Source organism: Microbispora sp. NPDC046933 (assembly GCF_040644635.1).
GTDB lineage: Bacteria > Actinomycetota > Actinomycetes > Streptosporangiales > Streptosporangiaceae > Microbispora.
The window spans coordinates 521,301-534,454 of sequence record NZ_JBEYWW010000001.1 but is presented as its reverse complement, the minus strand read 5'-3'; the positions used below and the strand labels follow the sequence as shown (position 1 = coordinate 534,454).

Here is a 13,154-nt window from a genome sequence, read left to right as displayed (position 1 = left end):
CGCCGGCTTGCGGAGCCCCGGGACAACGCGCCCGGGGCTCCGCGCGCTCACAAGGAGACCTGAATGCCGAAGATCCTGGAGTTCGAAGAGGACGCGCGGCGCGCTCTCGAGCGTGGTGTCAACGCTCTCGCCGACGCCGTCAAGGTGACGCTCGGCCCCCGTGGCCGCAACGTCGTCATCGACAAGAAGTTCGGTGCCCCGACGATCACGAACGACGGTGTGACCATCGCTCGCGAGGTCGAGCTGGACAAGCCGTACGAGAACCTGGGCGCCCAGCTCGCCAAGGAAGTGGCGACCAAGACCAACGACATCGCGGGTGACGGCACCACCACCGCGACCGTCCTGGCCCAGGCCATGGTCCGCGAGGGCCTGCGCAACGTGGCCGCCGGCGCGCAGCCGCTCGGGCTCAAGCGCGGCATCGACAAGGCCGCGCAGGCCGTCAGCGAGCGGCTGCTCGGCACCGCCCGCCACGTCGAGGACAAGAAGGAGATCGCGAACGTCGCGACGATCTCCGCGCAGGACGCGAAGATCGGCGGCCTGATCGCCGAGGCGTTCGACAAGGTGGGCAAGGACGGTGTCATCACCGTCGAGGAGTCCAACGCGATGGGCCTGGAGCTGGAGTTCACCGAGGGCCTCCAGTTCGACAAGGGCTACCTGTCGCACTACATGGTGACCGACCCCGACCGGATGGAGGCGGTCCTCGAGGACCCCTACGTCCTGATCCACCAGGGCAAGATCTCCTCCATCGCGGACTTCCTGCCGCTGCTGGAGAAGGTCGCCCAGAGCAAGCGCCAGCTGCTGGTCATCGCCGAGGACGTCGAGGGCGAGGCCCTGGCCGTCCTGGTGACCAACAAGATCCGCGGCACCTTCACCTCTGTCGCCGTCAAGGCGCCCGGCTTCGGTGACCGCCGCAAGGCCATGCTGCAGGACATCGCCATCCTCACCGGCGGCCAGGTCGTCAGCGAGGAGGTCGGCCTCAAGCTGGAGCACGTCGGCCTCGAGGTGCTCGGCACGGCCCGCCGCGTCGTGGTCAACAAGGACACCACCACGATCGTGGACGGCGCCGGCGACGCCCAGGCGATCGAGGACCGCGTCCGCGAGATCAAGGTGGCGATCGAGCAGTCCGACTCCGACTGGGACCGTGAGAAGCTCCAGGAGCGTCTCGCGAAGCTGTCCGGCGGTGTGTGCGTGCTGCGCGTCGGCGCCGCGACCGAGGTGGAGCTGAAGGAGAAGAAGCACCGCCTGGAGGACGCGATCTCCGCGACCCGCGCCGCGATCGAGGAGGGCATCGTCTCCGGCGGTGGCTCCGCGCTCGTGCACGTGTCCAAGGAGCTCGACGACCTGGGCCTGATCGGCGACGAGGCCACCGGCGTCTCGATCGTCCGCAAGGCGCTGATCGAGCCCGCCCGCTGGATCGCCGAGAACGCGGGCCTGGAGGGGTACGTCGTCACCACCAAGATCGCCGCGATGAACGCCGGTGAGGGCCTCAACGCCGCCACCGGCGAGTACGGCGACCTGGTGGGCCAGGGCGTCATCGACCCCGTCAAGGTGACCCGCTCGGCCGTGCAGAACGCCGCGTCCATCGCCGGCATGCTGCTCACCACCGAGGCCCTCGTCGTGGACAAGCCCGAGGAGGAGGCTCCGGCCGCCAACAGCGGTCACGGCCACGGCCACGGTCACGGCCACTGATTCCGCGCCTTCCGCGCATCGCGCCCCGCGCCCGCCCGCAAGGGCGGACCGCGGGGCGCACCGCTTTTCCGGCCCTGCCCGTTCCGGGCGCGGACGAGCCGTCGGGGCGGAGCCGGGACGCCGGCAATGGGAACGACCGGCATGCTTCTTTTTCACTGTCAAGCCGTCAGTCGTATATCCATCCTTTTGGGCATTCTGGTTGGAATGTTCCAACGGTCGGGTGATCAGATGATTACCGAACGTTATCGACGCGTCAATGTGACCAATCCGTAGCCGTTAACCATGACGACATGAACGATCGCGACGGGCATCATGCCTAACGTGACCGAGGGATGCGTCGCCGACGCCGCAACTGGGGTAAGGCTTGCGACGAGATCGGATGAGCCCGACCTCAGGGAACTGACCAGCCTTGCCGTACAGGGAGATCGCACCGCGATCGAATCACTGCTGGGACATCTGCGCCCGATGGTGGTCCGCTACTGCAGGGCTCGACTGGGCCGAGTGTCCGGTCAGTACCACATCGCCGACGACGTGGCCCAGGAGGTGTGCATCGCGGTGCTGTCGGCGCTGCCGCGCTACCGCGACATGGGCCGCCCGTTCGCCTCGTTCGTCTTCGGCATCGCCTCGCACAAGGTGGCCGACGCCCTGCGTAGCTCGGTCCGCTCGGCCGTGCCGACGCAGGACCTGCCGGACGGGCCCGACGAGGGCCCCGGGCCGGAGGAGACGGTGGTGCGCTACATCGAGGCGCAGCACGCCCGCGACCTGCTCGCCCGGCTCCCGGACACGCAGCGCGAGCTCCTCATCCTGCGGGTGGTCTCGGGCCTGTCCGCCGAGGAGACGGGTAATGTACTCGGCATGTCTCCAGGTGCCGTCCGGGTCGCGCAGCATCGTGCGCTCGCCAGGCTCCGGCAGCTGGCCGAGCTGGAGTCGATTGCGTGACCACGAAACGTCGTCGTACGGCACGCCACCTCGGGTCGTACGGCGATGCCGACGTGGAGGGCGACGTAATGCGGACGGACGCCGTCCTCGACGCGCTCGCCCGCCGCGATCCGGTCGGCGGCACGGACGCCGCCGTCCGGTTGCTCGGCGCGCTCGTGGCCGACGTGGACAGTCAGCGGCTCTCCTCCGTGTCGATCACTCCGTCCACGTAGCCCCGGGCGTACTCCCAGCTGACGTAGTCCGCGGGATCGGGCTGGTAGGCCGGCTCGTGGACCTGCGGCCGGCCGTTGTCGATCATCTGGCGTAGGTTGCCGCGCAGCAGGTCCCAGTCGAAGTAGTGCTGTTCGCCGCACTCCGGGCAGTCGAGGACCAGCCCGAGCACCCCCTGGGGTTCGAGCAGCGAACGGAAGACCTCCACGTCGGCGAGATCGGTCAGCGCCTCGTCGCGTTCGGCGAGCGTCAGCGGCTCCACGTCGTCGGGCGCTCCAAGCTCCGCCGCGGGGTCGTTGGGGTCATCCGCGAACGGGTCGCGGGGGACGTCTTCCAGCACGCATCCCACCTTATGACCACGGCCCCCTCCACGCGGATAAGTGCGCCTCATCTGCTGGTCGGGCCGCGGCCCGGGCACGGACGTCACAGCCAGCCGCGGCGGGCGGCCTCGACCCCGGCGTGGAAGCGGGACTGGGCTCCCAGCTCCGACATCGCCTCGGCGAACCTGGCCCGCACCGTGCGTACGGAGATGCCGAGGTGGCGGGCGACGGCGTCGTCGGACAGGCCGTGCGCGGCCAGCCGCAGCACCTGCAGCGCGTTGTTGTGCGGGGAGATCGGCGCGGCCCTGGCCCACAGTTCCTCGAACAGCGCGCGCAGCGCCCCTGCCGCCACCGGGGCGTGGACCAGGTAGCAGTTGTAGGAGTGCTCGGGCAGCGAGACGCCCCACTCGGCGGGCAGCCCGGCGGTGTCGCCGCCGAGCGCGAAGAACCAGCTCGGCACCGCGTCGAGGGCGCGCAGCCCCGCGCCCGCCGCCGCGAACCGCGCGCACACCTCACGCATGGCGGGCGCGGACACGGCGTCGAGCGCGACCACCATCCGCACGCGCAGGATGCCGTCCACGGCGGCCTGGATCCACTGGCCGCCGTACCCGTCCGCGAACCGCGCCATGGTCCGGCGGTCCGGCACGGCCATGACCAGCTCGGCGGGGGGCGCCTGCAAAGCGAGGCCGATCACGCTCTCGCACAGCTCGTCCGCGCCGCTCACGGGCTCGACCGAGAACCGCCCGCTGCGCCAGTCGCGGCCCGCGTCGTAGTGATGGGACAGCCGCCCGGCCGCGGCGAGCACCTCGTCGATCTGGCGGGTCTCCCGGGCCATGCGGTCCAGCCTCTCGGCCACCAGCCGCCCGATCGCCGCGGCCGGATGCCGGGCGAGGAACTCCTCCCGCCGCCGGTTCACCGCGCCGATCCGTACGAGCCCGTCCAGGGCGTCGAGCACGTCCTCGGCGGGCCGGTCCACCGCCTCGGCAAGCTCGGTGAGCGTGGCGCGGTGCAGCCGCAGCATGGCCGTGTAGAGGGCGGCCTGGTCGGGGGAGAGGCCGAGGCTTTCGAACGGGTCGGCCTGGGAGGCGGCGTTGCGCGTCGTACTCATGCTCGCTCCGTCGGTGGTCACACTGGTCGCACGGCGCTGGTGGCACGGAGCCGACGGCACCGCGCTGGTCGCGCCGCACCGAGCGCGCCGGGCGTGTCGGGCGCGCTGACGCACCGGCTCACCGGTCCCTGGGCGTAAACGTTTCCCGGCGTTCGGCGCGTCGGCTTCCGCCTCATCGCCGCCTCGCTTCGGGTCGCGAGAATAGCTCGGATTTTCCGCGCTGTCCGTCCCGTTCGCACATTTGGTACGGCCGAACGTGGCGGCTTTTGTATGGACGTGAGGGTTCGCATTTGTTTCGGCCGAAGTTTCGAAAGACAGGAAATGCATCTTTGTGCAGTTGCACGTTACGCCATTGCATGTGGACGCTGCGTGACGCATTCTTGACCCAGCGTTAGCCGGGAACGCCCCGTCTGCCGGGCGCGGAGGGGGGCTCGACGGGCGTGGCGGGCACGACGCGGGGAAGTGGGGGGACCGGAAGCCGGTCCCCCCACTTTTTGTGCCATCCCTCTTGACAGGTCCGCCGGATGCGGTTTGGGGGCGGCCACTAGACTGACCTCGGGTCTGGCGAGGGACCCACGCGCGAAGACCCACAGCGCAGGAGGGGTGCAGCAGATGGCCAAGTTCACCGAACCGGGACTCACGTTCGACGACGTGCTCCTTGTTCCCGCGTATTCGGACCTGCAGCCGGGGGACGCCGACACGACGACCCGGCTGTCCCGGACCATCACGCTGCGCATCCCGCTCGTGTCGGCCGCGATGGACACGGTCACCGAGGCGCGCATGGCGGTCGCCATGGCCCGCCAGGGCGGCATCGGCATCCTGCACCGCAACCTCTCGGTCGAGGAGCAGGCGCAGCAGGTCGACCTGGTCAAGCGGTCGGAGGCGGGGATGGTGACCAACCCCGTCACCTGCTCTCCCGAGGACACCCTCGCCGATGTCGAGCGGCTGTGCGCGACCTACCGGATCTCCGGGGTCCCGGTCACCGACGCGGACGGCGTGCTCGTGGGCATCGTCACCAACCGCGACATGCGGTTCGAGAGCGACCAGAGCAGGGCCGTGCGCGACGTCATGACCCCGATGCCGCTGGTGACGGCGCCGGTGGGCGTCGACCGCGACGAGGCGTTCCGGCTGCTGCGGCAGAACAAGGTCGAGAAGCTCCCGCTCGTGGACGAGGCCGGTCGCCTGCAGGGCCTCATCACGGTCAAGGACTTCACCAAGAGCGAGCAGTACCCGATCGCGACCAAGGACGCCGACGGCCGCCTCATGGTCGGCGCGGCGGTGGGCGTCGCGGGCGACGCCGAGGAGCGCGCCATGACGCTGATCGAGGCGGGCGTGGACGTGATCATCGTGGACACCGCGCACGGGCACTCGCGCGGCGTGTGCGACATGATCGCCAAGATCAAGGCCAACGGCCGGGTGGACGTCATCGGCGGCAACGTCGCCACCCGCGCGGGCGCGCAGGCGCTGGTCGACGCGGGCGCCGACGCGGTCAAGGTGGGCGTCGGGCCCGGCTCGATCTGCACCACCCGGGTCGTCGCCGGTGTGGGCGCCCCGCAGCTCACCGCCATCTACGAGGCCGCGCTGGCGTGCGGCCCGGCCGGCGTCCCGGTCATCGGCGACGGCGGCCTGCAGTATTCGGGCGACATCGCCAAGGCGCTGGCCGCCGGGGCCGACACGGTCATGCTCGGCTCGCTGCTGGCCGGCTGCGAGGAGTCGCCCGGCGAGCTGATCTTCATCAACGGCAAGCAGTTCAAGTCGTACCGGGGCATGGGCTCGCTGGGCGCGGTGCGCAACCGCGAGCGCGGCGGCGCGTCGTTCAGCAAGGACAGGTACGCGCAGGCCGACGTGTCCGGGGAGGACAAGTACATCCCCGAGGGCATCGAGGGCCAGGTGCCCTACCGCGGCCCGGTCGCGGCGGTGGCCCACCAGCTCGTCGGCGGCCTGCGGCAGGGCATGTGGTACACCGGCTCCCGGACGATCCAGGAGCTGCACGAGAAGGCGCAGCTCATGCCGATCACGGCGGCCGGGCTCAAGGAGAGCCACCCGCATGACATCCAGATGACGGTCGAGGCTCCGAACTACCACGGGCGCTAGCTCGTACCGGAAGAAACGGAAAGAACAGGCGATATGACACAGGTGGAGATCGGGCGCGGCAAGAGCGGGCGGCGTGCCTACGCGCTGGACGAGATCGGCATCGTGCCCTCCCGGCGCACCCGCGACCCGGAGGAGGTGTCGATCTCCTGGCAGATCGACGCCTACCGGTTCGACTCTCCGCTCGTGGCGAGCCCGATGGACAGCGTCGTGTCGCCGCAGACGGCAATCGAGATCGGGCGCCTGGGCGGCCTCGGCGTGCTCGACCTCGAAGGGCTGTGGACCCGCTACGAGGACCCGGCGCCGCTGCTCGAAGAGGTCGCCACCCTCGACCGGGCCGCCGCGACCAGGCGGCTGCAGGAGATCTACACCGCGCCGATCAAGGACGAGCTGATCGGCCGGCGCATCGAGGAGATCCGCGCCGCCGGCGTCACGACCGCCGTACGGCTGTCGCCGCAGCGCACGGTGCAGCACCACAAGGCCGTGATCGACGCGGGCGTGGACATCTTCGTGATCCGCGGCACGACGGTCTCCGCCGAGCACGTCTCCGGCCGGGCCGAGCCGCTCAACCTCAAGCAGTTCATCTACGAGCTCGACGTCCCGGTGATCGTGGGCGGCTGCGCGACGTACACGGCGGCGCTGCACCTCATGCGGACCGGCGCGGCCGGCGTGCTGGTCGGCTTCGGCGGCGGCGCCTCGCACACCACCCGCAACGTGCTGGGCGTGGTCGTGCCGATGGCCACCGCGATCTCCGACGTGGCCGCGGCCCGCCGCGACTACATGGACGAGTCGGGCGGCCGGTACGTGCACGTCATCGCCGACGGCGGCATGGGCGGCTCCGGCGACATCGCCAAGGCGATCGCCTGCGGCGCGGACGCCGTCATGGTGGGCTCGCCGCTCGCACGGGCCGCCGAGGCCCCCGGCCGCGGCTTCCACTGGGGGTCGGAGGCCCACCACCCCGAGCTGCCGCGCGGCAAGCGGGTCGAGTTCGGCACGATCGGCACGCTGCGGGAGATCCTGCACGGCCCGTCGTCGCTGGCCGACGGCTCGATGAACCTGCTCGGCGCGCTGCGCCGCACGATGGCCACCGCCGGCTACTCCGACCTGAAGGAGTTCCAGCGCGTCGAGGTGGTCGTCGCCCCGCCGCAGCGCTGAGCCGGTCGCCGGGAGGGCCGGGCCGCCGCGCCCGGCCCCCGGCTTCATCGGTCAGGGGTGGCGGACCCAGGCGCCGCGCTTCATCACGCCGCCGACGCGCAGGTCGTCGTCGAGCACCACGAGATCGGCGTACTTGCCGACCGTGATCGAGCCGACCTCGCCGTCCAGGCCGAGGACGCGGGCGGGGGTGAGCGAGGCCATCAGCGCGGCGTCCACCAGTGAGCGTCCCACCTCCCGCACGGTGCGGCGGAAGGCCACGTCCATCGTGAGCGTGCTCCCGGCGATCGAGCCGCCGCCGGGAGTGTCGGAGGCGAGCCGGGCCACCCCGTCCACGACGTCGACGGTCATCGGGCCGAGCGGGTAGCGCCCGTCGCCCATGCCCGCCGCCGCCATCGCGTCGGTGATCAGCGCCGTACGGCCCGCGCCCGCGGCGTGCATGGCCAGGCGCAGCATCGCCGGGTGGACGTGGACGCCGTCGTTGATCAGTTCCACGGTCACCCGCTCGTCCTGGACCAGGGCGGCGATCGGCCCCGGCGCGCGGTGGCCGAGCGGCGGCATCGCGTTGTAGAGGTGGGTGGCGACGGTCGCCCCGGCGTCGATCCCCGCGATCGTCTGCTCGTAGGTCGCGTCGCTGTGGCCCAGCGCGGCGACGACGCCCTCCGCGGCGGCGTCCCTGATCACGTCGAGTGCGTTCGGCAGCTCGGGCGCGATCGTCAGCATCCGGACGTGGCCACGCCCGGCCTTCACCAGCGCCCGGAACTCCGCCACGTCGGGCTCGCGCAGCAGCGTGGGCTCGTGCGCGCCGCAGCGCGACCTGGCGATATACGGCCCCTCGAAGTGGATGCCGGCGATCAGGCCCTGCTCGCACAGGTCGGCGAGCGTCGCCGCGGCCCGCGCGAGCGTGTCGGGCGCGGCGGTGACGAGGCTCGCCATGAGGGTGGTCGAGCCCCGGCTCAGATGGAAGGCCGCGACCGCGGCGGCGGTCTCCGGGTCGCCGTCGGGGAAGCTCCCGCCGGCGCCGCCGTGGCTGTGGATGTCGACGAAGCCGGGGACGACGGTGCGCCCGCCCAGGCCGAGCCCGTCGCCCGGGGCCTGCCCGCGCCCGATGTGGGTGATCCTGCCGTCCTCGATGGTGAGCCAGCCGTCGTGGACGCCGTCGGGAGTGACGACGCGGGCATCGGAGAGAGTCACGCTCATGCCGCCATCCTTCCGCGTACGGCGCGCGCCCGCCGCCCCGGGGTTGTCAGGTGCGGGGCCGTCCGGCGGCGGGGAGGCGGGGCGTGCGGAGTCCCGGATCGAGGAGTCAGCGGCTGCGCGGGGTCACCAGGCCGGATTCGTAGGCGAAGACCACGAGTTGCGCGCGGTCGCGGGCGTGAAGCTTGGCCATGGCCCGGTTGACATGGGTCTTGGCGGTCATGGGGCTGATCATCATGTGGTCGGCGATCTGGTCGTTGGACAGGCCGTGGGCGACCAGGGCGACGGCCTCGCGTTCGCGGTTGGTCAGTTCTTCCAGCCCCGCGCAGGTGTCCGTACGGAGCGGCTGGCTGACGTACCGGCTGATCAGCTTGCGGGTGATCGACGGTGCGAGCAGGGCGTCGCCTCGCGCGGCGACGCGTACGGCGTGCAGGAAGTCTTCCGGCACGATGTCCTTGACGAGGAATCCGGCGGCGCCGGCGCGCAGCGCGTCGAAGACGTACTCGTCCAGGCCGTAGTTGGTCAGGATGACGACGTGCACCCCGGCCAGCGCCGGGTCCGCGGCGATACGCCGGGTCGCCTCGATGCCGTCGACGACCGGCATCTCGATGTCGACGAGAGCGATGTCGGGCAGGTGTTCCCTGGCCAGGGCCAGGCCCTCCATCCCGTCGCCGGCCTCGGCGACCACCTCGATGTCGTCTTCGAGGTCGAGAAGCGCGCGGAATCCGCTGCGGAGGAGCGGCTGGTCGTCGACCAGCAGGACCCGGATCACGACGCCTGGTCCACCGGGAGCTCGGCCTGGACGGTGAAGCCGCCCTCGCTGCGCGGCTCCGCGCGCAGGTGGCCGCCGAGTGCGGTGACTCGTTCGCGCATCCCGAGCAGCCCGACGCCGGGCACGGGCGCGGTGTCCGACGTGGCCTTTCCGTCGTCGTCGACCCGTATGACCAGGGCGTGCGGACGGTAGTCGATCCGGACCGACGCGGTGGTGGCGGAGGCGTGCCGGGCGATGTTGGTCAGCGACTCCTGGACGATCCGGTAAGCGGTCCGGTCCACCGCGGCCGGCACCTCGTTTCGGTGTCCTTCGATCGTCAGCTTCGCGTCCAGGCCGGTCGTCCGGGCCCGCCGCACCAGTTCCGGGACGTGGTCGAGCCCGTGCGGCGGGTTCTTGCCATCGTCGCGCAGCACCTCCAGAGTCGCTCGCAGTTCCCGGGCCGCCTCACGACCGGCCTCCCGGATCACCAGCAGGGCCTCCGGCACCTGTTCACCTCGCTTGCGGGCCACGTGGACGGCGACCTCGGCCTGTACCTTGATGATCGAGATCTGATGGGTCAGTGAATCGTGCAGCTCCCGCGCGATGTGCAGCCGCTCTTCGTCGGCCCGGCGCCGCGCGGTCTCCTCACGGGTGCGCTCGGCCTCGTCCGCCCGGCGTTCGGCCTGCCGCAGGGCTTCACCCGCGGCGCCGGCCGCGATCAGCCAGGCCAGCTCGAGCGCGCCCCGGGCCTGCGCGAGGGCCGCGGCCGTGTCGTGCAGGCCCGAGGCCAGGGCCGCGAGGGGGAGAGCGGCCAGCATCGTCACGCTCGCCACCACCGCGATGGTGCGGTGTCCCGCCCGTACGGCGGCGTACACCGCGAACAGGTACGCGACGGCGGGCACGTCGAAACCGGCCGCCTGGTAACCCACCGCGCAGAGGCCGGTGACGGCAAGGACGGGAACCGGAGCCCGGCGGCGCGCGGCCAGCGCCAGGCCTCCGGCCGCCAGCAGCGCGTAGCCGAACAGGCCGGGGCTCGTGGCGGGATTCTGCCGGGACAGCCCGGTGACCAGCAGCGTCGCTGCCACGCAGGCGGCGATCGCCCAGTCTCCGACAGCGGCCCGGCCTGTACCCATGCGCGCACCTTAGCCGGGTGTCCGCGTGGACGGCTCCTCCGCGCGGATGATGGGCCGTCTACCGCACACGCGGTATCTCCGCGGCTCCTGCGGCGTTCGCGGCAGCCGGGTGCGGCGTCGGTGGCAGCGTGAAATGCCCGCGCCGGCCGGACGACCGGCGATGGGCCCTGCGGACATGATCCGGTGGTGTCCCGTCGCAGGAGAGAAAGAGAACCGCATGTCCGTCCGTCGCCTGCTCGCCGCCGCCTCAGCCGCTCTGCTCGCAGGATTGGGGCTCGCCACGTCGGCGGCCGCGCACGTCGTGGACCAGCCGGCCGGCGTCGGCGCCTACACCTTGACCGCCGGGCGTCTCTGGTCCGTGGTGGCCGCGCTGCTGGGGCTGGCCGGTGTGGTCGTCGGCGGCCTGGCTCTGGCCCGCTCCACCGGTCGCATCGGGACCGGCGACGGGAGAGGCGGGGCCGTCGTGGCCATGGCGGCCGGGCTGGCCGGCGCGGTCGTCGGCGGGCTGGTCGTGGCCGCGGCCGATGGCGGTCCCGGCACCGGCTACGGAATAGTCGGGGGCTTCGTGGCCCTGGTGGTGGGGCTGGTCGCCATGGTCCTCGGCGGGCTGGTTCTGGCCCGCTCCCGCCGCACCGGTTGACCGCCGATCAGCTGCCCGGCCGGGGCGGGGTGGCCAGCCCAGGATTGTTCACCGACATTTCCGGAGATCCTTGGGAAAGGCGGCGGAAACGATGGATTCCTGGGTAGCTACTCGCGGGTAGATTTGCTCGGCAATGGCGAAAGCGGTGCAGAGGGAGCCTTATGACGGCGAGGATGGGCACGGCACGACTCGGCCCGGCGGAACGTACCGCCGCCCTGGCGCGGATGGAGGCGCAGGAACTCGACGTCGTCGTGATCGGCGGCGGCGTGGTCGGCGCCGGCGTCGCGCTCGACGCCGCGACCCGCGGGCTCTCGGTCGGCCTGGTCGAGGCGCGCGACTTCGCCTCCGGCACGTCGTCCCGGTCGTCCAAGCTCATCCACGGCGGGCTGCGCTACCTGGAGCAGCTCAACTTCGACCTGGTCAGGGAGGCCCTGCGGGAGCGGTCGCTGCTGCTCAAGCGGATCGCGCCGCACCTGGTCAGGCCGGTGCCGTTCCTGTTCCCGCTCACGCACGCCGGCTGGGAGCGGCCGTACATCGGCGCGGGACTCGTGCTCTACGACACGCTCGGCCTGTCCTTCGGCCTCACCCGGGGCGTGCCGGGGCACCGCCACCTCACGCGCCGCCAGGCCCTCCGCGTCGTCCCGTCGCTGCGCAGGTCGGCGTTCAGCGGCGCCGTGCAGTACTGGGACGCCCAGGTCGACGACGCCCGCTTCGTGATGACCACGCTGCGCACCGCCGCGACGTACGGCGCGCACGTCGCCTCGCGGGTGCAGGCGGTCGGCTTCCTGCGCGAGGGGGAGCGGGTCACCGGGGTGCGTGTGTGCGACCTGGAGACCGGCGCGGAGCTGGACGTGCGGGCCCGCCAGGTCGTCAACGCGACCGGCGTGTGGACCGACGACATCCAGCAGCTCGTCGGCGGCCGCGGGCAGATCCACGTGCGGGCGTCCAAGGGCATCCACCTCGTGGTGCCGCGTGACCGCATCCACTCGCTGAGCGGGCTCGTCATGCGCACCGAGAAGTCGGTGCTGTTCGTCATCCCGTGGGGCCGGCACTGGATCATCGGGACCACCGACACCCGCTGGAACCTCGACAAGGCTCACCCCGCCGCCTCCCGGGCGGACATCGACTACCTGCTCGACCGGGTCAACTCGGTGCTCTCGGTGCCGCTGACCAGGGACGACGTCGAGGGCGTGTACGCCGGGCTGCGGCCGCTGCTGGCCGGGGAGTCCGAGGAGACCTCCAAGCTCTCGCGCGAGCACGTCGTCACCCACCCCGTGCCGGGGCTGGTCATGGTGGCCGGCGGCAAGTTCACGACGTACCGGGTCATGGCCGCCGACGCCGTGGACGCGGTCGCGCACGGCCTCGACCAGCGCGTGCCGCCGTCCTGCACCGACCAGGTGCCGCTCGCGGGCGCGGAGGGCTACCAGGCCCTGTGGAACTCCCGCCACCGCATGGCGCGCTCCTCGGGGCTGCACGTGGCCAGGATCGAGCACCTGCTGGAGCGGTACGGCTCGCTGATCGACGAGGTGCTCGCGCTCATCAAGGAGGACCCCTCGCTGGGCCGGCCCCTCGACGGCGCGGACGACTACCTGCGCGCGGAGATCGTGTACGCGGCGACGCACGAGGGCGCCGGGCATCTCAACGACGCGCTGACCCGGCGCACCCGCATCTCGATCGAGACCTTCCACCGGGGGACCGCGGTCGCCCAGGAGGCCGCCGAGCTCATGGCCGGCCCGCTCGGCTGGGACGCCGATCAGGTCAAGCGCGAGGTCGAGTACTACACCAAGCGGGTCGAGGCGGAGCGGGCCTCCCAGGAGCAGGACACCGACCAGGAGGCCGACGCGATCCGCCTCGGCGCGCCGGAGATCGTCCCCGTCGCGCCTCCGCGTGATCTCGCGAAGGCGCGGGGGAACGACAACTGATC

General features: G+C 71.9%; 12 protein-coding genes. 7 read left to right on the top strand and 5 right to left on the bottom strand.

Annotated features, from left to right (window positions below; genetic code table 11):
• Positions 1-63: 63 nt before the first annotated feature.
• The 3 genes from groL to ABZ857_RS02255 all read left to right on the top strand — a co-directional run bounded on the left by groL (position 64) and on the right by ABZ857_RS02255 (position 2,840).
• On the top strand, positions 64-1,689 hold the full coding sequence (groL, locus tag ABZ857_RS02265; protein WP_357036098.1) for a chaperonin GroEL: 1,626 nt from the start codon (positions 64-66) through the stop codon (positions 1,687-1,689).
• 312 nt (positions 1,690-2,001) lie between these two features.
• Positions 2,002-2,628 carry a sigma-70 family RNA polymerase sigma factor gene (locus ABZ857_RS02260; protein WP_030508385.1) on the top strand — a complete coding sequence of 209 codons (627 nt, stop codon included), beginning with the start codon at positions 2,002-2,004 and terminating at the stop codon, positions 2,626-2,628.
• The gene (locus ABZ857_RS02255; RefSeq protein ID WP_357036093.1) at positions 2,625-2,840 is read left to right on the top strand and encodes a hypothetical protein; all 216 of its coding nucleotides are present in this window, start codon (positions 2,625-2,627) and stop codon (positions 2,838-2,840) included. The genes ABZ857_RS02260 and ABZ857_RS02255 overlap by 4 nt, the downstream gene beginning before the upstream one ends.
• On the opposite strand, the gene ABZ857_RS02250 is transcribed toward ABZ857_RS02255, so the two are convergent.
• Positions 2,801-3,178 carry a DUF5319 domain-containing protein gene (locus ABZ857_RS02250; RefSeq protein WP_030508386.1) on the bottom strand — a complete coding sequence of 126 codons (378 nt, stop codon included), beginning with the start codon at positions 3,176-3,178 and terminating at the stop codon, positions 2,801-2,803. The two genes, ABZ857_RS02255 and ABZ857_RS02250, sit on opposite strands and share 40 nt — an antisense overlap.
• 83 nt (positions 3,179-3,261) lie before the next feature.
• On the bottom strand, positions 3,262-4,266 hold the full coding sequence (locus tag ABZ857_RS02245) for a helix-turn-helix domain-containing protein (protein ID WP_357036091.1): 1,005 nt from the start codon (positions 4,264-4,266) through the stop codon (positions 3,262-3,264).
• 612 nt (positions 4,267-4,878) lie between these two features.
• On the opposite strand from ABZ857_RS02245, the gene guaB reads away from it, so the two are divergent.
• Together guaB and ABZ857_RS02235 are read left to right on the top strand one after the other, a co-directional pair.
• A complete protein-coding gene (gene guaB / locus ABZ857_RS02240; protein WP_357036088.1) occupies positions 4,879-6,360 on the top strand; it encodes an IMP dehydrogenase in 1,482 nt (493 codons plus the stop codon).
• Positions 6,361-6,393: 33 nt separating this feature from the next.
• Entirely contained in the window at positions 6,394-7,512 is a 1,119-nt protein-coding gene (locus tag ABZ857_RS02235) for a GuaB3 family IMP dehydrogenase-related protein (protein WP_357036085.1), read from the top strand.
• 51 nt (positions 7,513-7,563) lie between these two features.
• Here the strand turns inward: ABZ857_RS02235 and nagA are convergent, their stop codons facing one another.
• The 3 genes from nagA to ABZ857_RS02220 form a co-directional block, all read right to left on the bottom strand.
• Complete coding sequence (nagA, locus tag ABZ857_RS02230) at positions 7,564-8,709, bottom strand: N-acetylglucosamine-6-phosphate deacetylase (protein ID WP_357036082.1); 1,146 nt, start codon at positions 8,707-8,709, stop codon at positions 7,564-7,566.
• A gap of 106 nt (positions 8,710-8,815) precedes the next feature.
• Positions 8,816-9,478, bottom strand: coding sequence for a response regulator transcription factor (locus ABZ857_RS02225; protein WP_357036078.1), 663 nt, complete (start codon positions 9,476-9,478; stop codon positions 8,816-8,818).
• Positions 9,475-10,590, bottom strand: coding sequence for a histidine kinase (locus ABZ857_RS02220; protein WP_357036075.1), 1,116 nt, complete (start codon positions 10,588-10,590; stop codon positions 9,475-9,477). The genes ABZ857_RS02225 and ABZ857_RS02220 overlap by 4 nt, the downstream gene beginning before the upstream one ends.
• A 217-nt stretch (positions 10,591-10,807) precedes the next feature.
• Between ABZ857_RS02220 and ABZ857_RS02215 the strand changes: the two genes are divergently transcribed.
• Both ABZ857_RS02215 and ABZ857_RS02210 read left to right on the top strand, forming a co-directional pair.
• The gene (locus tag ABZ857_RS02215) at positions 10,808-11,230 is read left to right on the top strand and encodes a DUF6223 family protein (RefSeq protein WP_357036072.1); all 423 of its coding nucleotides are present in this window, start codon (positions 10,808-10,810) and stop codon (positions 11,228-11,230) included.
• 173 nt (positions 11,231-11,403) lie between these two features.
• The gene (locus ABZ857_RS02210) at positions 11,404-13,152 is read left to right on the top strand and encodes a glycerol-3-phosphate dehydrogenase/oxidase (protein ID WP_357036069.1); all 1,749 of its coding nucleotides are present in this window, start codon (positions 11,404-11,406) and stop codon (positions 13,150-13,152) included.
• Positions 13,153-13,154: the final 2 nt, after the last annotated feature.